24 protein-coding genes and 1 tRNA gene are annotated in these 26,057 nt (G+C 46.5%); 14 read left to right on the top strand and 11 right to left on the bottom strand.

Annotation, left to right across the window (positions count from 1 at the left end; all coding sequences use genetic code 11):
* Window positions 1-379: 379 nt before the first annotated feature.
* Both QUA03_RS29035 and QUA03_RS16215 read right to left on the bottom strand, forming a co-directional pair.
* Complete coding sequence (locus QUA03_RS29035; RefSeq protein ID WP_445304858.1) at window positions 380-529, bottom strand: MrcB family domain-containing protein; 150 nt, start codon at window positions 527-529, stop codon at window positions 380-382.
* Window positions 530-744: 215 nt separating this feature from the next.
* On the bottom strand, window positions 745-870 hold the full coding sequence (locus QUA03_RS16215) for a hypothetical protein (protein ID WP_333213291.1): 126 nt from the start codon (window positions 868-870) through the stop codon (window positions 745-747).
* Between QUA03_RS16215 and rpmI the strand changes: the two genes are divergently transcribed.
* From rpmI to QUA03_RS16185, 6 genes are all read left to right on the top strand, one after another.
* A complete protein-coding gene (gene rpmI, locus QUA03_RS16210) occupies window positions 869-1,066 on the top strand; it encodes a 50S ribosomal protein L35 (protein ID WP_006634164.1) in 198 nt (65 codons plus the stop codon). The two genes, QUA03_RS16215 and rpmI, sit on opposite strands and share 2 nt — an antisense overlap.
* Window positions 1,067-1,085: 19 nt before the next feature.
* Window positions 1,086-1,442 (top strand): 50S ribosomal protein L20, encoded by a 357-nt coding sequence (gene rplT / locus QUA03_RS16205; protein ID WP_190658174.1) that lies wholly within the window; start codon window positions 1,086-1,088, stop codon window positions 1,440-1,442.
* A gap of 272 nt (window positions 1,443-1,714) precedes the next feature.
* Window positions 1,715-2,245: a tetratricopeptide repeat protein gene (locus QUA03_RS16200; protein WP_333053714.1), complete on the top strand. Its 531-nt coding sequence runs from the start codon at window positions 1,715-1,717 to the stop codon at window positions 2,243-2,245.
* A 236-nt stretch (window positions 2,246-2,481) separates the two neighbouring features.
* Window positions 2,482-2,859: a response regulator gene (locus tag QUA03_RS16195; RefSeq protein ID WP_333213290.1), complete on the top strand. Its 378-nt coding sequence runs from the start codon at window positions 2,482-2,484 to the stop codon at window positions 2,857-2,859.
* The gene (locus QUA03_RS16190) at window positions 2,856-3,461 is read left to right on the top strand and encodes a chemotaxis protein CheC (protein ID WP_333081855.1); all 606 of its coding nucleotides are present in this window, start codon (window positions 2,856-2,858) and stop codon (window positions 3,459-3,461) included. Before QUA03_RS16195 ends, QUA03_RS16190 begins: the two co-directional genes overlap by 4 nt.
* Window positions 3,458-5,650, top strand: coding sequence for a diguanylate cyclase domain-containing protein (locus QUA03_RS16185; protein WP_333213289.1), 2,193 nt, complete (start codon window positions 3,458-3,460; stop codon window positions 5,648-5,650). The genes QUA03_RS16190 and QUA03_RS16185 overlap by 4 nt, the downstream gene beginning before the upstream one ends.
* Window positions 5,651-7,398: 1,748 nt before the next feature.
* Here QUA03_RS16185 and QUA03_RS16180 read toward each other — a convergent pair.
* Together QUA03_RS16180 and QUA03_RS16175 are read right to left on the bottom strand one after the other, a co-directional pair.
* Window positions 7,399-9,117, bottom strand: a complete 1,719-nt coding sequence (locus QUA03_RS16180; protein ID WP_333213288.1) for an ATP-binding protein — start codon at window positions 9,115-9,117, stop codon at window positions 7,399-7,401.
* 91 nt (window positions 9,118-9,208) lie between these two features.
* Window positions 9,209-9,550 carry a hypothetical protein gene (locus tag QUA03_RS16175; protein ID WP_333213287.1) on the bottom strand — a complete coding sequence of 114 codons (342 nt, stop codon included), beginning with the start codon at window positions 9,548-9,550 and terminating at the stop codon, window positions 9,209-9,211.
* Window positions 9,551-9,728: 178 nt separating this feature from the next.
* Here QUA03_RS16175 and QUA03_RS16170 point away from each other — a divergent pair, with 178 nt between their 5' ends.
* The 3 genes from QUA03_RS16170 (at window position 9,729) to QUA03_RS16160 (ending at window position 12,249) form a co-directional block, all read left to right on the top strand.
* Window positions 9,729-10,775 (top strand): M42 family peptidase, encoded by a 1,047-nt coding sequence (locus QUA03_RS16170; protein ID WP_333213286.1) that lies wholly within the window; start codon window positions 9,729-9,731, stop codon window positions 10,773-10,775.
* A gap of 87 nt (window positions 10,776-10,862) precedes the next feature.
* Window positions 10,863-10,935: transfer RNA gene (locus QUA03_RS16165), tRNA-Glu, on the top strand.
* 261 nt (window positions 10,936-11,196) lie between these two features.
* The gene (locus QUA03_RS16160; protein WP_333213285.1) at window positions 11,197-12,249 is read left to right on the top strand and encodes a hypothetical protein; all 1,053 of its coding nucleotides are present in this window, start codon (window positions 11,197-11,199) and stop codon (window positions 12,247-12,249) included.
* Between the two features lie 134 nt (window positions 12,250-12,383).
* Here QUA03_RS16160 and QUA03_RS16155 read toward each other — a convergent pair whose 3' ends face one another.
* The 6 genes from QUA03_RS16155 to QUA03_RS16130 form a co-directional block, all read right to left on the bottom strand.
* The gene (locus QUA03_RS16155; RefSeq protein WP_333213284.1) at window positions 12,384-13,532 is read right to left on the bottom strand and encodes a beta-glucosidase; all 1,149 of its coding nucleotides are present in this window, start codon (window positions 13,530-13,532) and stop codon (window positions 12,384-12,386) included.
* A gap of 144 nt (window positions 13,533-13,676) precedes the next feature.
* Entirely contained in the window at window positions 13,677-15,560 is a 1,884-nt protein-coding gene (locus QUA03_RS16150) for a glycoside hydrolase family 2 TIM barrel-domain containing protein (RefSeq protein ID WP_333213283.1), read from the bottom strand.
* A 198-nt stretch (window positions 15,561-15,758) separates the two neighbouring features.
* On the bottom strand, window positions 15,759-16,115 hold the full coding sequence (locus tag QUA03_RS16145; RefSeq protein WP_333213282.1) for an STAS domain-containing protein: 357 nt from the start codon (window positions 16,113-16,115) through the stop codon (window positions 15,759-15,761).
* 104 nt (window positions 16,116-16,219) lie between these two features.
* Window positions 16,220-17,470, bottom strand: a complete 1,251-nt coding sequence (gene glf, locus QUA03_RS16140) for a UDP-galactopyranose mutase (RefSeq protein ID WP_333213281.1) — start codon at window positions 17,468-17,470, stop codon at window positions 16,220-16,222.
* A gap of 123 nt (window positions 17,471-17,593) precedes the next feature.
* Window positions 17,594-18,895 carry a glycosyltransferase family 1 protein gene (locus QUA03_RS16135; protein WP_333213280.1) on the bottom strand — a complete coding sequence of 434 codons (1,302 nt, stop codon included), beginning with the start codon at window positions 18,893-18,895 and terminating at the stop codon, window positions 17,594-17,596.
* Window positions 18,896-19,730: 835 nt separating this feature from the next.
* On the bottom strand, window positions 19,731-20,768 hold the full coding sequence (locus tag QUA03_RS16130; protein ID WP_333213279.1) for an aldo/keto reductase: 1,038 nt from the start codon (window positions 20,766-20,768) through the stop codon (window positions 19,731-19,733).
* Window positions 20,769-20,881: 113 nt separating this feature from the next.
* Between QUA03_RS16130 and QUA03_RS16125 the strand changes: the two genes are divergently transcribed.
* The 4 genes from QUA03_RS16125 (at window position 20,882) to dtd (ending at window position 23,840) form a co-directional block, all read left to right on the top strand.
* Window positions 20,882-21,004, top strand: a complete 123-nt coding sequence (locus QUA03_RS16125; protein ID WP_333213278.1) for a hypothetical protein — start codon at window positions 20,882-20,884, stop codon at window positions 21,002-21,004.
* Window positions 21,005-21,191: 187 nt separating this feature from the next.
* Window positions 21,192-21,593 (top strand): fasciclin domain-containing protein, encoded by a 402-nt coding sequence (locus QUA03_RS16120; RefSeq protein WP_333213277.1) that lies wholly within the window; start codon window positions 21,192-21,194, stop codon window positions 21,591-21,593.
* Between the two features lie 459 nt (window positions 21,594-22,052).
* Window positions 22,053-23,207, top strand: a complete 1,155-nt coding sequence (locus tag QUA03_RS16115; RefSeq protein WP_333213293.1) for a GTP-binding protein — start codon at window positions 22,053-22,055, stop codon at window positions 23,205-23,207.
* A 177-nt stretch (window positions 23,208-23,384) separates the two neighbouring features.
* Window positions 23,385-23,840, top strand: a complete 456-nt coding sequence (gene dtd / locus QUA03_RS16110; RefSeq protein WP_333213276.1) for a D-aminoacyl-tRNA deacylase — start codon at window positions 23,385-23,387, stop codon at window positions 23,838-23,840.
* Window positions 23,841-24,032: 192 nt separating this feature from the next.
* Here the strand turns inward: dtd and QUA03_RS16105 are convergent, their stop codons facing one another.
* Complete coding sequence (locus tag QUA03_RS16105; protein ID WP_333213275.1) at window positions 24,033-24,329, bottom strand: hypothetical protein; 297 nt, start codon at window positions 24,327-24,329, stop codon at window positions 24,033-24,035.
* Window positions 24,330-24,360: 31 nt separating this feature from the next.
* On the opposite strand from QUA03_RS16105, the gene QUA03_RS16100 reads away from it, so the two are divergent.
* Window positions 24,361-25,599 (top strand): HetZ-related protein, encoded by a 1,239-nt coding sequence (locus QUA03_RS16100; RefSeq protein WP_333213274.1) that lies wholly within the window; start codon window positions 24,361-24,363, stop codon window positions 25,597-25,599.
* The last annotated feature ends 458 nt before the right edge of the window (window positions 25,600-26,057 follow it).

Raw genomic sequence — 26,057 nt, 5'->3', positions numbered from 1 at the left:
AGATATCTTGCGGCATTTAGGAGAGTATTGCTGTCAATACTATTTAATATTTTCAAGTGAATAACGATTGCGATCAAGGTGTAGATATTTGTGAATTATTTTCATTAATTAGTCAAGATACTTTGCTCTTGGCATAAGTTTCCTTGCTTCAAAATATGAGCAACCGCGATAAAATAGCAACATGAATATATGAAAAAAAGCCAATTATTTCAATTTACTTAGTTTAGGTAAATTTGACAAGCTTCTGTAATGCTAAAACTGTATAATTTCAGCCTAAAAGCGTTTGGCTTCCAAGTTTTCACAACTGATCAAGAAATCCGACCCACATCTGCGGAATGTGGGGTAAAACCCCGACTGGACATTCTCAGTTACAAGCTTGTTAAATATTGCTACCCAACCAAGGAACTTTAGCCCAAGAACCATTACCGGGTGAAGCTTTTACGCTATAGATTTCTGGTAATTCCCAGGAAGCACTTATTGATTTCGGCACTACATTTCTGACATAAGTAGCAAATGAATGTCCTTTGATGTTGTCGTGTCGTTACTGACCAATGGAGATTCAAACATGATTTTTTTAAGGGACTCTCTAAGCGCCATAGCCACTAATTAATGTTGCATCTTCAATTTAATTATCGTGGCTCACCAGCAGCTTTCAAATATTAACTCTGCCGATAACCATTAATGATAGCGCAACTGCGGTATAACATTTTATACTAGATGTTAACTCCGCAAACAACTGTAAGATTAGCCGATCGCCCATCCTGTATATTGCCCCAAATACAGCGCCGCCCCCAACCAGGAAATCTCCCTTGCAGAAAGTACCACAAATGTGATACGGTTGAAGCTTGTGTCCAAATAACACCAGTCCATGCCAAAACTCAAAACTCGCAAAGCAGCCGCAAAGCGCTTTAGAGCGACCGGCAGCGGTAAGATCGTGCGCCGCAAAGCTTACAAAAGCCACTTGCTACAGCACAAAAGTTCAGCTCGCAAAAGCCGTCTCTCTAAGCTGGTCGTCATTGACGAGACCAACGACGCTAACGTGCGGTTAATGCTTCCATACTTGTAAAGTTTAACGGAAATTAAAGATGACACGGGTAAAACGCGGTAATGTCGCCAGAGCGCGCCGCAAAAAAATTCTCAAATTAGCCAAGGGTTTCCGAGGCGCACAGTCGAAACAGTTCCGCACAGCTAACCAACGGGTGATGCAGGCCCTGCGTAACGGTTATCGCGATCGCAAAAAACGCAAACGCGATTTTCGCCGCCTGTGGATCGCTCGGATCAATGCCGCATCGCGCCAGCACGGCACAAGCTACAGCAGACTGATCGGCAACATGAAAAAAGCCAACATCGAAATCAACCGCAAAATGCTGGCACAAATGGCGATCATTGACCCGGCAACATTCGGTAAAGTCGTGGAAATGGCTAATCGAGCCGGAGGCTGAAAGTTCGCTTGATTTTCAGAAGGCAGAAAGCAGAAGTAAGAAAGATTTAACGGTCTGCCAGAGAAGGAAAACTCCTGATAAATTTAGGAGGTTGAGACAAACTTTCCTTCTTTGTTCTTACTTCTGGACTCTTGCTTTTTCAGAAATCGCGATCGGGCCGGTCGATCGCTATTTCCTTGTTTTTTATACAGTTGCAGAGGCAAATGTTAGAGATTGCTAGCGCCTTAAAATAAATAAGACCTTCCACAGACCTACCTAAATTTAAGAAAAACATGGATAGTAATTTGCTCATTATTTACTTGTCAGTCCTGCTGGCTATACTCGGCAGCACTTCCTGGTTTGTGGTGCGCCAGATTCTCAAAACTCGGAAGCTGGAAATGTCTCTGGAACGCTTAGAAAATAAGCTGACAGTAGAAAAAGGAACAGCACAGGAATACTACGAATTAGGAAGTATCTATCTAGATAAGAAGCTTTACTCCCAGGCGATCGTACTGTTTCAAAAAGCCCTGAAAGCCAAAGACTTAGAAGGCGAAGAAAATCAAGCTGTTATTTACAACGCTCTCGGTTTTGCACACTTCGGCCAAGAACAGTACGACATAGCCATCCGCCACTACAAAGAAGCCCTGAAGTTGCAGCCAGAATACGTTACATCTCTCAATAATCTGGGTCACGCCTACGAGCGCAAGAAATTAACAGCCCAAGCCTTGGAAATCTATGAACAAGCTCTCGCCTGCGAGCCAGACAATACCACGGCCAAACAGCGAGTAGAGTCCCTTCGGAAGCGTTTGGTAATCTATAATTGAGCGCCCATGTTAGGAGCAATAGAGATCCCGCAAACCTGGTTTCATTCAGAAACCGGGTTTTTTCTTCACATAGTCCAAGATACTAAACTATCCAATACATTAATGCGTTAGTTTTTAAGAACAGGAATTCCAAGTGAAGCTCGATCACACACCGTCCCAGCACTTTAAATTAATGTCAAGATAAAAGCAGTACCTGCAATACCGGTCAGTCCTAACAATAGAAGGAGGAGAACGTAGTGACATCAATTCTCGTTGTCGAAGATTCGTGGTTGACTCGCAGGGTAATCTGCAAAATTCTCCGAGCAGAGGGATACGAGACTTGGGAAGCATCCAGCGGCCCAGAAGCTCTAGAACAGCTCGGCACTAAAACTCCAAACTGTATGCTCTTAGATCTGCTGATGCCAGAAATGGAAGGTCGGGAAGTCCTGCAAGCTATGCGCGATCGAGGATATAAAATTCCAGTGATCGTAATTACCGCAGACATTCAAGCCAGCACCCGCTCCGAGTGCATGGATCTCGGAGCCCTGGCAGTCATTCACAAAATGCCCAACTCAGACGAACTAATCGGGTGGATCAAAAAAGCTCTCAGTGTCAGCGAGGAGAGCGCCCAATGAAATTAAGCACTCGACAGCTCGATGCTTTGCAGGAACTCGTCAATATCGGGATCGGTCAAGCCGCAGGGGTTTTGAATGACATGATCGACTCCCCGATTCGCTTGCAAATCCCCTACCTTCAAATCTTGACTCCCATCGACGTGGAACAAGAGTTAGAGCAGCACCTCAACGGCGAGCAAATCGCTGCTGTCCAGCTCAAATTCACAGGCTCCTTTGGAGGCATTGCCCAGCTAGTCTTTCCCACCAACAGCGCTGCCCTGCTGGTGACAATGCTTACAGGGGAAGAAGGAACTCACGATCTCGATTCAGTCAAAATTGGTACGCTGAGTGAAGTGGGAAATATTGTAATTAATGGGGTTATGGGTGCAATCAGCAACGTGCTTCAGCAGCGCCTGAACTACTCAATTCCCACTTATAGCGAAGGGACGATTGCTAGTTTGCTGATCTCTGGCGGTTTAGCTACTGATACAGTGGTTTTATTAGCCCAGACCAGTTTCATGATTGAAAGGCTTCACATTGAAGGAGATATTATTCTTATTTTCAATGTTAATTCCTTTGACACCTTGTTGACTGCTATCAATCAACTTGCCGGGGGTCTATGATTGAGGAGAGCAAAAGTATTAAGGAAAAGTTTGGGGTTCTCGACAGCGTACCAGTCGGCGCCTGCTTGCTGCAAGATGATTTTGTGGTGCTGTTTTGGAACACTTGTCTGGAAGAGTGGACTAAAATTCCCCGCAGCCAAATATTGGGAACAAAGATCACAACCCATTTTCCTCACCTGAGTCAGTTAAAGTACGCCACTCGCTTCAAGCAAATCTTTGCAGGAGGCCCGCCAACAATTTTTTCTTCTCAAATTCACAAACACCTGATTCCGGCAACTTGGCAAGACGGCCAGCAGCGAATTCAGCAAACTACTGTGACTGCTGTGCCGGCACTGGAGGCTGGCATTGAAGAACAGGAGATTAGAGACTGGATTCTCCATACTCTTGAGCTGGAATCAGACGGTAATGTCGGCTCCCGATCATCAAGAAGTGCTTTTGTGGCTAGGGAATCTCCACCCTCAGTTTCGTCATCAATATGGCCGGGGGTCAATGCCCCATCGTTCTACGCGCTGTTGGTGATTCAAGACGTGACCGACCTCACCCATCGCATCCAAGCTTACCGCACAATGCGGGATCAAGCTTTGGAAGAAGTGCAAGTGCGTCAGCGGGTGGAGGAAGAATTGCGATCGAGCCAGCATTTCATCCAGCAGATTGCTGACGCGGCGCCTTATTTGCTCTACATCTACGATTTGACCCAACAGCGAAACGTTTACGTCAACGGTCAAGCTTCTAAATTGCTGGGCTACACTCCCTACGAAATTTTACAGATGCAAACTGCTTTGTACTCGAGTTTGGTGTACCCAGAAGATTTGCCGAGGCTCAAAGCCCATCAGCAAAAATTTCCCTCGACTCAAGACGGGCATATTTTGGAGTTGGAATATCGCCTCAAACATCGATCGGGCCAATGGCGCTGGTTTCGCTGCCGCGACCAAGTTTTCGCCCGTACAGCCGACGGCTGTCCCAAACAAATTTTCGGCACCGCTCAAGATATCACCGAGTACAAGCGGGCAGAAGAGGCGCTGCGGCAGCAGAACGAACGAGAACTGCTGATGGCGACGATTACTCAGCACATCCGCCAGTCTCTGGATTTGGGCGAAGTGCTCAGCACGACAGTGACAGAAGTGCGTCAGTTCCTTCAGGCTGATCGAGTGATGATCGTGCGCTTTAACACATGTACCGGCAGTGTCTGCGCGGGCCCGGCGACGGGGGCGGTGACAGTGGAATCTGTAGCTCCCAACTGCCAGCCCATGTTGGGGGAAACCCTGGAAAATTTCTGTTTTGACCAATTCTATCTCGAAGCGTACCAACATCGAGCGATCCGACCGATCGCCGATATCTTGGCCGCGGATTTGCCGCAATATCAAATTGACTTACTCGCACAATTTGCGGTGAGAGCTTATTTGGTTGTGCCTTTAGTGCAAGGAGACGAGTTGTGGGGGCTGCTGATGGCCCACCAGTGCAGTCCCCGGCAGTGGATGCAGTTGGAAGTAGAGTTGCTGTCTTCTCTGGCCACCCAGTTGGCGATCGCGATCAAGCAAGCAGAACTATACCAGCAGTTGCAAGCGGCCAACCTCAAGTTAGAGCGCTTGGCAACTTTAGACGAACTCACACAACTAGCAAACCGCCGCCGTTTCGATCAGTATTTAGAAATGGAGTGGGGCAGACAAGCCAGGGAACAAACGCCTCTGTCCCTGATTCTCTGCGATATTGATTCTTTTAAAAGCTACAACGATACCTACGGACACCCAGGGGGAGACGAATGTTTGCGACAAGTCGCCGCGGCGATCGGCAATGCAGTCAATCGCCCCGCCGATTTAGTAGCTCGCTACGGAGGCGAAGAATTTGCCGTTATTTTGCCCAATACCGCGATTCAAGGCGCGGTGCTGGTAGCCGAACACATACAGCTCAAAATCGCAGCTTTGCAGCTTCCTCACGCTGGTTCTCAGGTGAGCCCGTACGTCACTCTCAGCTTGGGCGTCGCGAGTATTGTTCCTGCATCTGAATCGGGAGCCGAAATTCTGGTTGCCGCAGCCGACCAAGCGCTTTATCAAGCCAAACGACTTGGGCGTGCTCGTATCCAACTTTACCAGCCTGAGCCTGCTGCCAAGGCGAATGGGACAGGCACTTCGATACTTCCTGTAGATTTTTCCCTACCCAATACTAATTTACCCTCTCCCACTAGCGCTTGACGAATTGCCATATTTGTGGGTTCCGAGTAGTTATACCACTACGTAAAAAATGCCCCTGTCAGCGCGTGGCGTGATCCAAACCCTGATATCCCTCTTCTGTGACTCTGCGAATTAAAGAAGTAAGAAATAAGCTAGCTCAAACATAAAAATAAAAGGGTTGGAATTGATTTATTCTATCAATTAAATCCTTGAACCCAAGTAATAAATTAAGATTACCAAATATTAGACCTCTTGCAAAATAATTTTATGCTATAATCAAAATTTTTGCTTAATTAGAGCAGATTGCACGTTATATCAGCACTTGACAATTATGAGTTGGCTCTCAGGTCTAACACTCAAAACCTTCAATTCTAACATAGATTTTTTTTGCAAGAGGTCTATTTATAACCAAGGATAAACAAACCAAAATATAAGGATAGTTTAGATAAGCTGTTGTGCATTTAATTTGTATGTTGAGCGCGAGCAGGATGCCCGCCCCACAAGAGGAAAAATTTATTTTACTATGCAATTTAAATGCGGATTAGCTTAAGCTGTTGTGCATTTAAACTGTGATACAAAATTACCCTAATTTGTGTTTTTTAGTCCCATTCAATAATCAACTCTCGGTAAAGATTCAGGTATCTGAAAAGTAGTCACAAAAAGACTTATAAAATTCAAGGATTCGCTAAATCTACAGCTTAATTCTCAATAGATACGAAAATAAAAGCTTTCATGTTTCTTAATAAGAATGGATCTTTGATAATTATTCCACCAAATGTTTACAGCGTATAGGTTTTACTGATTTTCGCATGACCTGAATCCTTACAACTCTCCTTCATTTAAGACGCGATAAGCTGTTACGCATTTAAATTGGAAAATCGGGACAGGCTAGAAGCCCGTCCCACAAGAGTTTTATTGATTTTTGACACACAGTTTAAATGTAGAACAGTTTATAAGAGATATCTTGCAAAATATTTTTGGGCCATTATGGAAAATTTAGCCATTTTTATAATCTAGCAGGCTAGGCAAGTTTAAGCAGATGCCAATCAACCCAATAACTCAAAGTTTGACCTAAACTTGAGCAAACTTTTAAGGATCACACATATTTCTTTACCAGAGGTTTATTGCCAGAAGTTAGGTCCAGTAGTAGCCTGCCATCCAGTGATTTTAGAGCAGTTTCTCAAAGATTTTTGGGATTATTAACGGGAATTATTAGCTTACAAAGATTGCCCGATTGCAGAAGCTGCACGGGAATTAAAGTCTAAATTTTGGCAACTTTTTGACACTTTAAGCGGTTATGAGTTATTGTATCAACGAAAACAATTAACTGCTGGCAAAGCATTTCTTGTTGCGAGCGGGTTTTAGAGCATCCTGAATTACCTTTGCATAATAATCCGGCGGAGTTAGCTGCCCGGACTATGGTGCAGCATTGTAATATTAGCTATGGGAATCAGACTATTGAGGGGACTCAGGCTTGGGATACTTTTATGTCTATTGTTGCTATTACTTGTCAGTTGGCAATCAGTTTTTTGAGTATGTGCGTGACCGCATTTCTCAACTGGGAAATATTCCATCTTTGGGGACTATTATTCTCGAAAAATCTTCTCTTCTTCCCTTGGGCTTATCCTGGTAGCTAGAATAACTGCTCCCCCTATTTATTGAGCAGATAACCTCACAAGCTTGATTTGGCACAACCGCTAGCCTTCACCCCAAGCTGACAAGAAGCCCATTATTCTCAAACGCAACATTTGTTCAAAAACACCTGGGTTTTAGCACCTGCTTGTACGTCCGGTAAGGCTAGCCACCACCGCCACTAACTCGGCAGCATCTACGGGTTTGGTCAAGTGCATCTGAAAACCTGCTAATAGTGCCTGCTGACGATCGTCATTCCGGGCATAAGCCGTCAGCGCGATCGCGGGTAGCCTACCACCCCGCTGCGCTTCAAGTTGACGTAACTTGTGGATCAGGGAGTAGCCATCCTCATCCGGCATCCCAATATCGCTCACTAAAACATCGGGGCTGTGATCGGTTGCGGTTTCGATAATGGTCAAGGCCTCCTTGACTGAAGCCACAGCCATAACACCAGCACCATACTTTTCGAGAATCGTGCTCAGCAACTCTAACGCGTCAGCCTCGTCCTCTACAACTAATATTTGTAAGCCTTCAAGAGTCGGCGAGGCCTGAAACCTCCCATGCGCCTCGCCGATCGAGTTTAATGGCTCGGGAGCGCTCGGTGGTAGATGGATAATCATCACGGGCAGTTTGACTGTAAAAGTCGTCCCCTGTCCTATCCCTGGACTCACTACCGTTACAGTCCCGCCATGTAATTCAACTAATTGACGCACAATGGCTAACCCTAAACCCAACCCCCCATAACTGCGAGTAGTCGTGCTGTCGTGCTGGCTGAAGCGATCGAAGACAAACGGTAGAAAGTCCGAGCTGATGCCTGCTCCAGTGTCGCTGACAGTAATTTCAACATGGGAATTAACCCGCTGCAAACTAATCTGGACTCGCCCGTCTTTAGGGGTAAATTTAAGGGCATTAGAAAGTAGATTCCACACAACTTGCTGCAACCTATCGGCATCACCCAAGAGCGGGCCAGCTTCAGAATCGAGCACGCTTTGCAGGCGAATAGACTTTGCCTCAGCCGCCAATTGTACAGACTCAATCGCCGATTCAATCACCGGCACGAGGTTGACAGGCCGGACTCGAAGGCGCAGTTTACCTGTGATGATGCGAGAAACATCGAGGATGTCTTCGATGAGCTGGGCTTGAGACTTTGCGTTTCGCTCGATCGTCTCCAAAGCCCGCGCCACCTTATCCTCACTCAGGTTTTTTTGCCGCAACATCGTTGACCACCCTAAGATCGCGTTGAGAGGAGTTCTGAGTTCATGAGAAAGAATCGAGAGAAACTCATCCTTGGCACGGTTGGCTGCCTCTGCGTCTGCCCGAATTATTTGTTCACGCATCAATAATTCGTCTTTGGTGCGATTAGACGCTTCCAGTTGGGCAGTGCGTTCCTGCACCCGTTGCTCTAGCTCCACATTAATCGCCTGGATACGGCGGCGACTCTCTTCTAGTTCCTGGTTTGTAAGGGCGAGTTGGGCTGGACTTGGCGCATCAAGCGCCACTGGAATTAAGGGAATCAGTAAAAAGGTGAACGTATAGAAAGACCAAACACCAGTGACAGCTTTGATCAGTCCTGAAACCCAATAAATGGGGTGCCAAAGTGTCACTATTTCCATCAGGTGCGTCGTGCCACATAAGCTAAAGATAAAGAAGAAACCCACCAGCAGCATCACGGTGTGAGCAGGCAGATCCTTACGCTCATTCGTAAAGTAAACAATGGCAAACGCCACCGAGTAATAAGCGAGGGTAGTCAAGGCATCCGACGTTATGTGCAGCCAGACTAACTCCGGTTTCCAGAGGTAACAATGCCCGTGAGGAATGAAATTATTAGAAAAGAAGGTGCTCAAGAGGTCAGGCATATTAGTTTACGGCACTGTCAAGTTAATTTAGGGGGTGTCATCAATTCAACCAGATGACCGCAGCAGCCAGAAGAATCGCGCGCCGGAAAGTTCACCGCCTAGGGTGATAGCGCGTCGCGATTGCCTGATACTGCTTGAGCTTGGGGAAAAAGTTCTCAATCAAATGACGGGCTTTGTACAATTGAGCATCGTAAGTTTCCAGGGTCTTGCAATTGCGGCGAGGTGAAATCACGGTGGTCTTCCCCTCGGCATTGAGGCGGTCAATCACACGCTGATCTGGATCATAGCCCTTGTTAGCCAGCAGTGTATCCGCCACCAGTAATGGCTGCAGTTGGTCGCCTCCTGCTCGCGTCACCAGTTTGTCGGGGGGTGAGGTGAAACCCCAACGGATTGGCCAACGCATCCACGCGCTCGCATGAATCTTGTTACTCAATCGCCTTTTGCTGCCTCCAATTGCTTCATTCCTGCGCTCTTCAAAAAGCTCAGCAGGAAGATGTTTCTTTCAATTGGGAAAATGCCTGAATTGAAACTAAGTGTACAGCCGGGAAATAGTGGGTAAATGTGATTTAATATATGTCGTTAAGATTCGCTCCTAACAACGAAAATAAAAAATGTTAGAGTTCGATCGCCTATTCCAAACAATCGAAGAATTAGTAATGCTGCACTCACCCAGCGGTGCGGAATCGGAAATTAACGAGCGGTTGATGGAAAAATTCGCCGCCCTAGGAGTGAATGCTTGGGTCGATCGCGCGGACAATGCGATCGCCCTAATTAAGGGCCGCAATCCCGAAAAGTCGATCGCCATTACCGCCCACAAAGACGAAATTGGCGCCCTAGTTAAAACAATAGGCGAGAGTGGCCGCGTGGAAGTCCGCAGATTGGGCGGCGCATTTCCTTGGGTTTACGGCGAAGGCGTGGTGGATTTGCTCGGAGACAAGCAAACAATTAGCGGCATTCTCAGCTTCGGTTCCCGCCATGTTTCTCACGAATCTCCTCAGAAAGCTCAGCAGGAAGATGTTTCTGTAAAGTGGGAAAATGCCTGGATCGAAACTAAGTGTACCGCCGAGGAATTAGCCGAGGCCGGAATTCGACCGGGCACGCGGATGGTAGTGGGAAAGCACCGCAAGCGCCCGCTGCGGTTGAAGGACTGGATCGCGAGCTACACTCTGGACAACAAGGCTTCAGTGGCGATTTTGCTGGCTCTGGCGGAATGTTTGAAAGAGCCTGCGGTGAATGTTTACTTGGTAGCGTCGGCGAAGGAGGAGGTTGGGGCGATCGGAGCTTTGTATTTCACGCAGCGCCAGCCGTTGGACGCGCTGATCGCTTTGGAAATTTGCCCTCTGGCGCCGGAATACCCGATTCGTGACAGCGAAAACCCGGTTTTGCTGGTTCAGGACGGCTACGGAGTCTACGATGAAGGATTGAACGCCCAATTGCGCGCAGCAGCCACAGCAGCCGATGTAGAGGTGCAGTTGGCGGTAATTAGCGGTTTTGGGAGCGATGCTTCGATCGCCATGAAGTTCGGCCACGTAGCCCGCGCCGCTTGTTTGGCTTTCCCCACCCAGAACACCCACGGCTTTGAAATTGCTCATCTCGGGGCGATCGGCAATTGCGCCGCCATCCTCAAAGCCTACTGTGACGAGCTTTGGGACGACTAGAAAAAAAACTTTCGCAAAGTAGTTGACAGATTGGGAAAGATTAGTTAAGGTAATAAAGGTGCGGAACACAAGCAAACGCAACGACGCGCCCCCATCGTCTAGAGGCCTAGGACACATCCCTTTCACGGATGCGACGGGGATTCGAATTCCCCTGGGGGTATTGAAAATTTAAGTCTGATATCCAAGTGATATCTAGTATGTAGGGTGGGCATTTTGCCCGCCCTTATTGCTATTAGGACTTACGCACGGGTAGCCAGAAACCGGGTTTTTGCTCAGAAGACGGGTGAGAACCCGCAGCAACCGGCTTTATTTAGTTTGGTTCCTGGTGCATCGTTGAGCGATTTACCCCGGATTATTGAGCGGATACATAGGCTCAATATAGTTGAACACTTAGACAGCTAATAGCAGCAAAGGGAGTGCGATGTACATACCTGTTACTTTCGACCACAGCGGCATCCAAAGGAACGAAGCAATAGAAATAAAAGTTAGAAACTTTAAAGACTTAAACTTACAGGAAAGACATATTGAAGAGTTCTTACGCAAAAACATTAATTTGCTCTTTGGGGATGACCAAACTCTTCTAGTTGTTGGTCAACAAGTTCGTAATGCGAGTAACGGGATTAGCGACTTAACTGCCATTGATGCAGATGGCAATATTGTTCTAATCGAGATTAAACGCGACGTACAAGACATCAAAGCCAGAAAAGAACCTTTTGAATTTCAAGCTATCAGGTATGCCGCGAGTTATGCCAAAATTTCTACACCTGAATCCCTTGTAGAGTTGGTCTATAGTTCGTATATCGAGATCCACAAAGATGAGTATGAATTAGGTGATTTGACTCCTAGTGAAAAAGCGAGACGAGAGTTGAATAAATTCTTGTCAAGCAATGACGCACTCAAAACCTTTAACAAAAAACAACGAATAATACTTATAGCCTCATCCTTTGATGAGCAAACCCTTTCTGCTGTTGCTTGGTTGATTGCAAATGGAGTAGACGCAATCTGTCTTAATATCACTCCTGTTTTTATAGGACAGCAAGGTTTTTTGAGTATGGAGAAAATTTTGCCTCCGGCACAACTGGATGATTTTTACGTGGGTTTAGCCGGAGGAGGTTCTACAATCAAGGGAGAAATTATATCCAGTGCTTCTGCCATTGAAAGAACTTTTCTACCTCGAATGGACAAGTTGTTTGATTGGCAAATAATCAAAGCTGGCGATTACCTTGAGATTAAAACATTTGAAAGCTCTGAAGCTATAATAATTGATCCTACATTTGTCAGATTTAATGGGGAAGAAATCTCCTATAATAAGTGGGGAAAGAAAGTTACTGGTTGGTCTTCTATAAATATTTATGAATGGGCAAGGCTTAGTTCGATTAAGAAGACATTACATGAACTAAGGATGGAAAAAATGGCAGAGTTGGAAGCAAAAGCCAGTCAAGGTGAAAAAGTTCAAAACGAAGAGGTTGGATAGATTACATACAAAATTGTGAGAAGGACTCTTAGAGCGTTTCCGCTCGATCGATCGAAATTCCTGTAGTAGGTTGGGTTTAACTTAGTGAAACCCAACATCAACTGTTGTTGGGTTTCATTATTATATAACAATCATCAATCCTGCGACTTCAGCAACGGTTCAATCTGCTGCCTTTGAAACTGCAATTCATCCGCCAAAGGCTGGTAAATTTCCCGATCGCCCGATTCATTGCAATAATCCCACAAACCATTGTAACAGTGCCTGTCGTCGTCCCAACCCGGATGGTTAACAATCGGATACAAGCAGATTCCCTCGATCGGAACTCCTGCTTTCATCGCCGCCATTACCTCGGTGCACACATAATTAAACCAGACAGGTCTAAAATCGTCTTCAGTGCCTGTTTCTGCTACGAATAAGGGGCGACCGTAGCGCTCAAACACTTCTTGCAGCATTTCGCGAAACGGGCGGTACAGCGGATCGGTGTATTTCATGGGCTCTTCATTGTGAATCCACTGATTGCGATCGTAATAATTCACCCCAATAATATCGAGATATTTTTCCTTGCCGCCGAGTTCCGGGCGAAAGCGTCCAGCCAACATATCCCAAGCTTGATATTGAGATAAGCGATAACCTTCCGCCGCGTCCCGATCCTCCGGTTTTTCAGGGTCAGCAATAATGTTAATTGTGGGGTCGATTTGAACGATGCGGGTGCGGGGATTGACTTCCCAAACAGATTCTATCGCTGCGATCGCAGCTTTGATTAACTGGACTTTTAGCTCGTCTCCCCGCCCTTTTGCAAACGGATTGATGTAGGCGACATCGCCGCCGGCCCAAGCAATAAATGAAATTTCATTGACAGGTGTCACGAAAGGTGTTTGGTCGGTTTCCTCAGTTAGCACTTCCATAAAAGCGCGCACCATGCTGGCAAACCTGGACACAAATTCGGGACTGAAAATATCAATATCGTCGGGCCAACCGTAGTGAAACAAATCCCAAATTACCTGCATTTTCATGTCGCGGGCGGCCCGGATAATTGGCAGGGAACTGGAAAAATCGTATTTTCCGGGTGTCTGTTCAATTAAGTGCCAGCGGAGGCCTTCGCGGACTGTATAAATGCCTTTTTCCTGCAAGCGTTGGTAGTCGGCTGCTACAAATTTATCGTGGCCGGTGGCGGCTGTGACATCGAGACGCTTTCCTGATAGCAATTTGTGGGTGGAACATTCAAAGCCGCCCATGAAAAAACTTTGAAACATCAATCGAATGGGTAATGGGTCATTGGGCATTGGGCATTAGGCATTGGGCATTGGGCATTGGGCATTGGGCATTAGGAATTTAGAAATTGGTAATTGTTAGCAATTAACTAATAACTAATAACTAATAACTAATAACCGATCCCCCATGCCCCATGCCCCATGCCCCATGCCCGATTAGCACTGAGTAATAGCTTGCGGCTGTGAACTTTCTTCGGGAATATCCCAGCCGAGAGTTGCCGCAGCCATCGTCTCTAGGGGAAATTTGGGAGTGCGATCGGCATACAGCAAACCGTTAGCTTCTTGGTAAGTATCGGTTAACTGCGTGTAACAAAATCCACTGAACATTTCCACTTGGTTTACCACCTTCAGCAGCGCGGTGTAGCGCCTTTGCAGTTCCTTCGTGTCCCATGCGCGCACGTAGCCCCAAACCCTGTAAAAATCGGGGTTTTCGTGGCCGGCGCAGGCGATGCCACCGAATTCTGTCAGCATCATCGGCTGTCCTTGGTGCGGGTGGCCGTCTAGGGTGAGGATACGCCCGCCCGGACGCCCGCGATCGAACAAATCGGCTAGCTGAACTTCGGGCCCGTAGCGCTTAGCTAGGGTTTGCGGGTTGTTGTCATAGTCGTGAATCGCCAGGATGTCGGTATCGATGCTTTCCCAGCCGTCATTACCGATGACGGGGCGAGTCGGATCGAGGGTTTTGGTTAAGAAATACAGCGCTTGCACGTAGTTGCGGTGGGCTGCGGCTTCGACTAAATTCGGAACTCCCCAAGATTCGTTGAACGGTACCCAGACTACGATACAGGGGTGGCTGGCGTCGCGGTCGATGACTTCTGTCCACTCCCGCGTCAGCCGTTGTACGGCTTTGGGAGTGAAGCGGTAGGCGCTGGGCATTTCTTCCCAAACTAGGAGGCCCAGCACATCAGCCCAGTACAAAAATCGGGGGTCTTCGATTTTTTGGTGCTTGCGGACGCCGTTGAAACCCATTGCTTTGACTAATTCGACATCGTGGCGTAAAGCTTCGTCGGAAGGGGCAGTCATCATGGTGTCGGGCCAGTAACCTTGGTCGAGCACCAGTCGCAAATAGTAGGGGCGGCCGTTGAGCATGAAGCGATCGCGCTGGATGCTGACAGTCCGCATCGCGGTATAAGATTTTACCTCGTCGAGGAGTTTGCCGTCGGCCCACAACTGTACTTGAGCGTTAATTAACGTAGGTTTTTCGGGACTCCACAGCAATTCGTTGCGGTAGTCGTCGATACCAGGGTCCGAGAGGGCGATACGGCGGTGGATTTCGCCGTTGATGACTTCGTAGGTGTCGTTGACTAGCAGCAAACAGCCGATCGACAGTTTGACTTTAATCTGGATTCCCGACTGGCGATCGCCCGCGACAAACGCTTCAAAACCGATTTCCCAGCGTTCAAACTGCGGGGTCCAGCGGATGCGCTCGATATAAGTGTGAGGCACCAATTCTACCCAGACTGTCTGCCAAATCCCGGTCGTGCGCGGATACCAAATACTGTGGGGCTCTATTTGCCAGTCTTGCTTGCCGCGCGGTTTCTCCAAATCTTGCGGGTCGTCCTGGGCCCACACTGTCACCCGCTGCAGCCCGTTGAGGTTCACAACTGCTGTAATGTCTGCGGTGAAAGGAGTGTGTCCGCCTTCGTGTTCGATGACAAATTGACCGTTCACCCAGACGCGGGCGCGGTAGTCTACGGCCCCAAAGTGGAGGAGAACTCTGCCTTCTGTGTGGGGTACGTCAAATTCGCGTTCATACCAGCAGTTGGCGTGAAAATTCGTGTCGCCGATCCCGCTTTTTGCCGATTCTGGAGCAAACGGAACTTCTATAGTGTGAGTCCACTCAGAAATATCGATCGGCTGCACGCAGTGGCCCGCGTCATCGTAAGCAAACCTCCACGGACCATTGAGACAAATCCAGTTGCTCCGGCGCAGTTGGGGGCGCGGATAACCTGTTTTCCGTCCTTGAACTGTCACCTTACTATCAAGAGTTGCAGACTCTTCTATCTCACAATTTTCTAGTTCTCTACCTAACCAACTCATCGGCACATCTACCCAAAGTTATATTTATAGGTTAGCGACAATTACCCCCACTTTGACAAGTCTTTTGCTGATTAATTTGCAAAAGTTCTGCCTATTAAAACAGCCTCATCTGAAGGCTCTCTTGTGCTGAAGTCATTAGTCAGAAGAAAAAAGAATAAACCAGGAAGATTTTTCCTGTCTCCCTCTCCCCCTCTCCCTCTAGCTAGCAAGGCTTTGCAAACCTCCTAACGGTTCAGTTAGCTCACTTTTGAAAGAAAATTCTTCTGCAAACGGCAAACACTGAAATATTTGCTGTAGTCCCGTGAGTTCAAAGAGAATTCTAACTTGTTCGCTCATGGCAGAGATCAAAAGTATACATTCGCTGTCTCTCACTAATTTCACGATCGCCACTACAGCCATTAACTCGGAATTTTTCAGGAAATTTATTTTTGAGAAATCCAGCATCAGAATTTTGCCACCGCTTTCAATGAGGCGCTGTATTTCTTTCTGAAACTGAGCAAATTGAGAAACTTCCAAAACCTCATGAGACAAAACAATTTTAACTAGAACGTTCATTTTCACCTCAAGGCTTGTTTGAATTATTAAATAACTTTTGATAAAAATCTAGTAAGGTGCTCAATCAGCACCTTACCTTTTTACCAGGAACTCGCAACTTCCAGCTACTTGCTAACAGATTGGCCGTTGCCGTTGCCGTTGCTGTTGCCGTGGTTGACAGCAGCGACTTCTAGAGAAGCTGCTGCGGCTGGGCGATGGGAAACTCCATTGGATGTGCTGACATTAGAGACAGAAGCGTTAACATTTTCTACCAATTCAATCACCGGCTTGGTAGTAATTTGTTTGTAAGTTGTCAGAGCTTGAGCGACCACTTGATCCATGTTGTAATACCTGTAAGTCGCCAGCCTTCCCACGAAAGATACTCCCGGAGTTGCATCAGCCAAAGCCTTATATTTCTTGTAAATTTCGGCATTTTCGGGACGCGGAACCGGGTAGTAAGGGTCTCCCTCAGCTTGCGGGTATTCGTAGACAATGCTAGTTTTTAGATGCTCTTGTCCGGTGAGGTATTTAAACTCGGTGCAGCGAGTATATAAATGCTCGTTGGGGTAATTTACCACCGGTGCTTCTTGGTGTACGGCTACGTTCAGTGTTTCGTGCTTGAATTCTAAGGAACGGTAAGGAAGTTTGCCGTAGCAATAATTGAAATAGGAATCGACTGGCCCGGTGTAAATCATTTCTCCGTAAGGGATAAAACCCTCAATCTCCCGGTAGTCGGTATTCAGCATCACCTTGATGTTTGGGTGAGAAAGCATCTTTTCAAACATCCGAGTGTAGCCGTGCAGCGGCATTGCTTGATAGGTATCGGTGAAATAGCGATCGTCCCGGTTAGTGCGAGTGGGTACGCGCGCAATCACTGAGTTGTCGAGTTCCGACGGGTCCATGCCCCACTGTTTGCGGGTGTAGTTGCGGAAGAATTTCTCGTAAAGTTCGCGACCGACTTTGCTGACAACGACATCTTCGGAAGTGCGAATGTAATCCTTTGGTTCTGCTACTTTCGCGAAGAAATCTTCGACTTCAAATGAGGTGAGATTCAGTCCGTAAAGTTTGTTTACGGTGTTGAGATTGATCGGAATTGGCAGCAGTTGACCGTCAACACTGGCGAGGACTCGGTGTTCGTAAGGTCGCCACTCGGTGAAGCGCGAAAGATACTCGAAAACAGGGCGCGAATTGGTGTGAAAAATGTGGGGGCCGTATTTGTGTACCAGGATGCCGTGGTTGTCGTAGTGATCGTATGCGTTGCCGCCGATGTGGTTGCGGGTATCAATTATCAGGACTGTTTTTCCGGCTTCATTTGCTAGTCTTTCGGCAATAACGCTACCTGCAAATCCGGCTCCGACGATTAAATAGTCAAACATTGAAACACCTCTGATTGTGGGTAAGGGTAAGGAATAATTGGTAATTGGACATACAGCGAGGAGTGTTGAGTGTTAAGTTTTGAATCCGTAAAGTGTAACTCTTTCACTTCAACCTCAACCTTCCTAACTTAAAACTTTCATCTTGGCTTCGGCTTTCTGCCGTTTCTCGTCGATCGCACTTTCGATCAACCCCAGCATTTCGCCCCAGGTATTGTCCCAAGAATTGTCTGCTAAAAAGGCGTCTACTTCACTCAGCCACTTGGTGTGAACGTCCGAACTTTCGCTGAGGATTTCTTCGGCACAAGCAACGAATTCTTCAGAATTGCTAGCAATCCGAACCAAGCCGTTTTCTCCGTACGGCCGCACCACGTCGCGGATAGGAGTAGAAATCACCGGTTTTCCGGCAGCGAGGTATTCTGGAGTTTTCGTAGGACTAATAAACTTAGTCGATTCGTTGATCGCAAAAGGCAGCATGGCGATATCCCATCCGCCAAGATACGCTGGCAGTTCTTGATAAGATTTGCCGCCGAGATAGTGGATATTTGGGTGAGTTGGCAGAGTTGTCGGATCGATTTTCGCCACCGGGCCAATGATGACTAAATGCCAGTCCGGCCTTGCTTGGGCAATGCCCCCCAGCAGTTCGATATCCATGCGTTCGTCTATGACGCCATAAAATCCCAAACGCGGGTGAGGAATGTCTTTTTGATCCGCCGGTTCTTGTGAAAGATTCCTGGCTGTCGCAAAGTGTTCTTTTTCGATGCTGCTGGGGAAGGCGTGAATGTTTGGGTGCTGGTGCTGTTTAGCTTCGTAAAGGTTGTGTCCCCCGGTAAATACTACGCTAGCGCGCTTTAATAATTGGTTTTCATTGGCTTTTAAATCCGGGTGCGCGCCTTGGAATGCTGACAGTTCATCCATGCAGTCGTAAACTACAGCTAGCGGCTTTAAGTGGTTTGTGAAACTGACAGCCATTGGTGTGTAATACCAGAGGATGTAGTGGCTAATTTCGGCAGATCGAAACAAATCATCTAGCATGGCTTGTTGAGCAGTTTGTGCTGTTGCTTCGCTGATTCCTTCGCTCAGGTGCGGTACGATTACCCAGACTCCGCTTTCGTGGATGCTGACATCAAGCCACCAATCTGTAGCTTCGCTAAACATAGGTTCTTCTACAAAGAATACGCGACGACTTTTTGCACAGCGACTCAAGAGATGTTGCGGACGCTGATAGACAAAATTCCACCGCAGATGAGACAGGCAAACTAAATCTGGTGCCTCTAAAGCATCAGCTTTTGATAAGTTGGCGCGCAATGCGGCCGATGGAGCAAATTGAGAGAGTGATTTGGCTGGATCTATAGAGGTAAATCGGATCTCCCATGCTCGACTTTTATTGCTATACTTATTGTTTACTGAGTTTTCTGGGGGCGACATATTAGCCTCTGGAATTTGTCAATGAAAATTTGTCAGTTAAAATTTGTCAATAGGATATATTTCTCAGCATTGTCTTACTGAAAGTCGAAAGCATAAATCTGAGAACATTTATTGACGAGCAAGCGCCGCATTCAGGGAGCCAAACAAAGAAACTGTTTTGCTGCGGGAAAACACGCTTATCTGCTTTTTTCAGAATTGAAACTTGGAGATAAGTTAATATTGTTAGACTTGCTATTGTTGTTAAATGTAACCCAGTTTTTCTGCCCTAACTTCTATCTGAAGGATGACTTTTCTCTCAGGAGACACCTAGGTTGTATGCGGGGTTACAAAGCCCTTAAAATGCCGATCTACCTTGTAAAATGACTTTTAACTGGCAGGTACGGGGTGAAAAAAGAGCGAGTTTTATTGCTTTATTTGAAGATGAGACAAAATTTGCCATCCAGTTTATGTTGCTTTTTGATTTGACAAACCTTGCTTTTTTTTAACTCATCCGATCGCTAATTAGGAAAATTTGTATCCTAATATACAGATAATTAGCAGACATTTCTGACTTCCGATAGATTAACAATTGACAGTTTATAGAGTGGGGTTAAACTCACCGGAAAGTACCTGTCTCAACAATAACAGAGAATCCAGGCAACCGCAATGATAAACCTAAGATTTTGCGCGAGTCTGTGGCAAGAAATCAAGGTGATGACATTTGCGCTGTGGGCGTCAGTTTTACCTCGCGCCCACAGCACAAATATCAATCATCCCTCTCAGGGCGGGTTCGCCGATATCTGCGATCGAACGCCAAATATCCACGTAAACCCGCGGCTAGAAAATAGCAGCAACTTTACAGTCGGCGGCTGTCAATTTTGGCGATTCCTCCTCCAAAGGCAAAATCTTGCACCGTCGAACTCTTTAAGAAATCGTGAGGGAAACCCAATTCAATTGCACTTACTTTGTCTAACTGCTGCATTTGTTCCGGGCTTAATGTAAACTCCAAACAAGCGAGATTTTCCTGAAGTTGCGAGAGTTTGCGCGAACCCACAATCGGAATAACTTCGACTGGCTGTTGGATCAGCCAATTTAGGGCTACTTGAGAAGCAGGTTTGCCAATTTCGGCTGCTATTTTGCTAACTTCGTCAGCAATTTTGAGGTCTCGTTCGTTAATTTTTCCCGATTCAGGTGAATTCAGCCGTTTAGCTTCGCTGGCTGTTTCTGAAGTGTTGTATTTTCCTGTCAGCAAACCGGCTGCTAGGGGACTCCAAGCTGTGATGCCAATATCAAAGGCTTTTGCCATAGGGATCAAGTCCCGTTCAGGAGTTCGCTCTTTTAAAGAATACTCGATTTGCAAGCCGATAAATGGTGTCCAACCGCGCAGATTGGCGATCGTATTTGCTTGAGAAATAATCCAAGCCGGCGTATCGGAAATGCCTATGTAAAGAACTTTACCGGCGCGTACCAAATCGTCAAAAGCGCGCATTACTTCTTCGACGGGTGTGGTAAAATCCCAAGCGTGCAGCCACAGCAAATCTATGTATTCAACTTGCAATCGCTTCAAACTGGCCTCTACTGCTTGTACCATATTTTTGCGGTGGTTGCCGAAACCATTGATTTCGCCATTCTTCATGTTGAGGCTATACTTAGTTGCAACTACCCATTTTTCGCGATCTGCTGCGATGAACTCACCAACATATTTTTCGCTAGTACCGTTGGTGTAGAGATTCGCGGTATCAATGAAATTGCCGCCCGATTCTGCAAAGGCGTCGAACATTTTACGGCTTTGGTCGTAGGAACTCCCCCAGCCCCACTCTTCCCCAAAAGTCATGGTTCCGAGGCAGATTTCGGAAACGCGAAGTCCGCTGTGACCTAGTAGTTTATATCTCATGTCACCCTTCCGCTAATTAATGGTTGTTAACAGTTTAGATCGGGATTTCCCCAACTGTTGCCATCAGTCGGGTGGCTGGCTTTACGAGGCCTTAGTGCTGTGCTTAATGTTTAATGTTTTGCCAAGTCAATCAAAATGCCTTAGCTTCCGGGGCTCTGGACGATCGCCCCTGCGTTTACTTTAAACAGCGCGCAGGGGCGATCGTCTTATTAATGTATTTAGGATTACATGAATAAATAAAAATACAGTAAAACAGCAAAAGAAATATCTACCTTTAGATAGGTATTTTAGGAAAAGAGTTAAATAAAAAATGCTATCTTAAATAAGCAGAAAACCAGACAGAACTACAGAAAAAATTAATGTAGCTAAATTAACTTTTTAGCGTTATAGTGATTTATAGATTACACAAACTAGGTGACTCACTTGGCTGATATTGTTGATACCGCCGTTTCGGCTGGATCTTTTACAACCCTAGTTGCTGCTGTCAAAGCTGCTGGTTTAGTAGATACTCTTAAAGGCGCGGGCCCCTTCACTGTTTTTGCGCCTACTGACGAAGCTTTTGCTAAGCTTCCCGCAGGTACTGTAGAAGCACTGCTTAAGGACATTCCTAAGCTCAAAAAAATCCTGACTTATCATGTCGTTTCTGGCAAAGTTATGGCCGCTGATGTGGTCAAGCTGAAATCTGCCAAGACAGTTGAAGGTTCTGAAGTGAAAATTGATGCTTCCAACGGCGTCAAAATCAATGATTCTACCGTTACAACAGCCGATGTTGCTGCTGATAATGGTGTCATCCACATTATTGATTCAGTCTTGCTTCCTGCGTAAGCACAGACTTAGATAGCGCAATACTATCTTGAGGGCGGTGGCTGTTGTTAGCCACCGCCCTGTTTTCGTTGATAGTTGAGGTTTCAATATTTTACGCAGGTCGATAATTAAAATTATTATAGATTAGCGGGAATTTGCCGATCGCACGGGGCTTGATTCGGCCCCAAATTTGTCGCTGCTGGATTTACCTGGAACACAGCTTGTAGGCTAACTGCCACAGGTACTCTGGAAAAAAGTTTATCAAAGAAATAAAAAAGTGCGCTCGACCGCCTTAGCAATTGCCGATAATTAGCGGCCCACTTATTTTGCACTATCGGGCTGATTACCGGTTGATGCGTAGATACCATGCCACCAAACCCAACATTTATCCGAGAAACTGGGTTTACCAGGCCTTGTCCTAATTAAGATACAATAAGAGCCACAAAGAAAGTGCGATCGACATTATTTGACATTCAAGCTATGCAATCTACAACTCAGTCCGAGACAGAACTGGCGATGGAAGCTCCCAAACACGGATTGCCCGTTACAATCATTACAGGATTTCTCGGCAGCGGCAAAACAACCCTGCTCAACCACATCCTGACCAATCAGCAGGGTTTGAAAACAGCAGTTTTGGTAAATGAATTTGGCGAAATCGGTATCGACAACGAACTGATTGTCACTACCGACGACAACATGGTTGAGCTGAACAACGGCTGCATCTGCTGCACTATTAATGAAGATTTAGTTAATGCAGTTTACAAAGTTCTGGAACGTCAAGAAAATCTCGATTATCTGGTAGTTGAAACAACCGGACTCGCCGACCCGCTGCCAGTAGCAATGACTTTTTTAGGCACAGAACTGCGCGACCTGACTCGTCTCGATTCGATAGTTACAGTAGTAGATGCAGCCAACTACAGCTTAGATTTGTTCAACTCTCAAGCAGCTTACAGTCAAATAGCTTACGGCGATATAATTATCCTCAACAAAACTGATTTGGTTGAAGAAGCAGATTTAGATTTGTTGGAAGTTAAAATTCGCGATGTCAAAGAAGGTGCTCGAATTCTGCGAACAGTAAAATCGCAAGTTCCCCTACCGCTAGTCCTCAGCGTCGGATTGTTTGAATCTGACAAATATTTCCAATCTGAAGAAACTCCTAGCAATCACGAACATCACGACCATCACGACCATCACGAACATCACGAACATCACGACCATCACGAACATCACGAACATCACGACCATCACGGTCACGAACATCACGACCACGGCCATCACGACCACAGCCATCACGACCACTCCGACCATTTAGAAAATGACGGATTTACCTCAATTTCTTTCCAGAGCGACAAACCGTTTTCTCTGAGAAAATTTCAATATTTCTTAGACAAACAAATGCCAACAAATGTGTTTCGCGCGAAAGGGATTATGTGGTTTGAAGAAAGTCCCAAACGGCATATTTTTCACTTGAGTGGCAAGCGATTTACGATGGATGACGACGAGTGGAAAGGCGATCGCAAAAACCAGCTTGTTCTCATCGGTCAGGGTTTGGATACCGAGACTTTGCGATCGCAACTCGAAAACTGTCTTTGTATGCCTTCAACCAATCGCGGCAAAGGTTTTGGGAAAAACTAAAGGTTGAAAATTAAGCAGAACAGAGGTGTACTGGCTAGAAACCCGGTTTTTTCGTCGAGATTTCGCGGTGACAACCAAGATTTATCCGATAAACCGGGTTTTTTTTCATAATTCTTATTAAAAAGGTAAGTTTACCTTTTGATTTTTAGTTTTAAATTTAAGCATTTCTAATTTCCCATGCGACTCATCATCCAGCGAGTAAAATCATCTCAAGTAGAAATTGAAGGTCAAATTGTCGGCAAAATTGGCTGCGGACTTAACTTGCTTGTAGGTATTGCAGACACCGACACCGAAGCAGAACTCGATTGGATGGCTCGCAAATGCCTGGAATTGCGTTTGTTTCCCGACTCTGCCGGGGATACCGGGCGCTGGAACAAGTCCGTACAAGACATCGGCGGCGAGTTGCTGGTTGTCAGTCAGTTTACGCTCTACGGGGACTGCCGCAAAGGTCGGCGGCCTTCCTTTGACCGAGCAGCGGCTCCTGAAAGAGCCGAAATTTTTTATGATAAATTTGTCGAAAAGTTGCGCCAGAGCGGCTTAAAAGTCGAAACAGGCTTGTTTGGAGCGATGATGCAAGTCTCGATCGAGAATGACGGGCCGGTGACTTTGGTATTAGAGAAAGAATCAGGGTGAATTGTTGGCAAACAAAGCTCTCTGTGCTTCTTTCTGATTCCTTCTTGCTTCTTGGATAAGATCAAATTTTCAGATTAACCGGGTTTCCTAACTGCTGTTGCGTAGGTTCTGAAGACATTGCAGATAGCTACACTCTGCCAAGTCTCGATTCCACAATCTCTAACGGCCAAAACCGCCTCAAATAGCCAGTTATTAGATTGTCCACTCAGCGGCCTCGCAGCACCCTCCATTTTCCTGGCGATCGCCCCACGCACATAACAGCTCAGAATGCTTGTCAAGTAAGGCTTTAACGGCAATAAAACCAATCTTCCACAGCCAGCGATTAGAATCAGATTCAGCAGCCAAAAACTGTTGCATGAGAGAGTGGAACACTGGCATAACTACGGTTATCTCTACTTCCGTAACATTCAATGTATAGAGAGTTGAATCAGCACAGCAAGCGAAACCGCCAGCAACTGCCACCTCACTCTCTGACAAATGTCCTTGCACACCCGCTGTGCCCTACCACCCGATAAACGCCATGACTCTCAAAGCTGCCACCAACACCGTCAACTGCAACACCGCTTCTGACATCAACAGCATTCCGGCTGCATCCAGCGAACAAACCGCCGAAATCAATACTCTTCCCAGCATCGATATCCTCGCTTTGGCTAACTTCGCCCTCAAAGAATTGCAAGGGGAAATGAAAACTGCCAGCCGTAGCGCTCAAGCAGTGGCGATGCGGATTGCTAAGGAAGTCGAACGGATTTGCCAAAAGAGCGATCGCATCCAAATTTCCGGCGAAGTTGAAGCTTGGCAAATCACCTTGGCGGAGCACCGGTTGCAAAAAACCCTGCAATACTACCGCCTCGGTTCCAAACAAGGCCGCGTCGAACTGCATTCTCACCTCGCGGCTATGATTTACCGCCATGTTGCTTCTTTCCGATCTAACTTGAACTTCCAAGCTCGCTACAACATGATTGAAGACTTTTTGCAAGGCTTTTACATCGAATCTCTGCGAGCTTTCCGCCGCGAACATCAACTCGATGTCACCTACCAGCCCCGCACGCAGCTAGAATTGGCTGAGTACATGGCTTTTACCGAGCACTACGCCAAGCGCCAAATTGGTTTGCCCGGCCGCAACCGCCAACGCCTGATCGTGTTGCGCGCTCAAGGATTTGCCAAGGGTCAGCCTCCCGAAACTGCGATCGACATTGAAATGGCTGTAGAGTCGGGCAAGGGAGAAGATGCGGAAATGTACAGCCGCTCTCCGGCGCTGCAACAAGTGCGCGAGCAAATGGTATCGGAAACTGTCGATCCGGCTGATGCTGTGTTGCGCGATCGAGTAGTCTCGGAATTGATCGCCTATCTGGAATCGCAAAATCAGCCAGAATGCGTGAATTACTTAACTTTAAAATTGCAAGACCTTTCGGCTTCGGAAATTGACCGCGTGCTCGGTTTGTCTTCCCGCCAGCGCGACTACTTGCAACAACGTTTCAAGTACCACGTCGAAAAATTTGCCCGCACTCAAAATTGGAAACTCGTCCACGAATGGCTGGGTGCTGATGTCGATCAAAAGCTGGGAATGACTTCAGACAAATGGGAAGCATTTCGCGCTCAACTTGCGCCCGAAATGCAGCAACTGTTAGAAATGAAGCGGAATCAAGAAAGCGACAAGGCGATCGCCACCGCGCTCAAATGCACTCCCAAACAAGTCCAAAAACGCTGGGCGCAACTGTTGGAGCTGGCTAGCCAGACTCGCAACAGCAACCAAGCTTAAGTGGTACTCAAATATGAATGCAACTGTTTTCTTGAGACTGGAAAATGCGATCGGGTGCGGCACCTGCACAGGACTGCCCGCCCCGGCGTCTGCTCTCAAATCAACAATCGCTGCTACTAAATTATCGCCGCTTTTTGGCAAATTCAATTTATTAAAACAACATTACTTTTTTGAATATCTTTCGTTCCCTGGTTAGGCCGGGGAATTTGTTTTTATTAGTTATTAGTTATCAGTTATGGAAAATTGCTTGCTGAAGAGGCGGCATTGCATATATTCATAATAATAGTTAAACAGAGGGAGTAGTATAACAAAGGCAAAGTTGTTCAAAGTTCAAATTGCGAAACTTGAGGGAGCGGAAGATGGATAAAAAATGAGAATTCATCTATCCAGAGACAGAAAAAAAATTAAAATAGATATACTCATCGTACTATTCTGTTTTATTTAATACTTCATAAGAA

This window comes from Microcoleus sp. S36b_A4 (assembly GCF_036700645.1).
Lineage (GTDB): Bacteria > Cyanobacteriota > Cyanobacteriia > Cyanobacteriales > Microcoleaceae > Microcoleus.
Note: the sequence above shows the minus strand (reverse complement) of the source record. Positions and strands in the feature narration are given on the sequence as shown.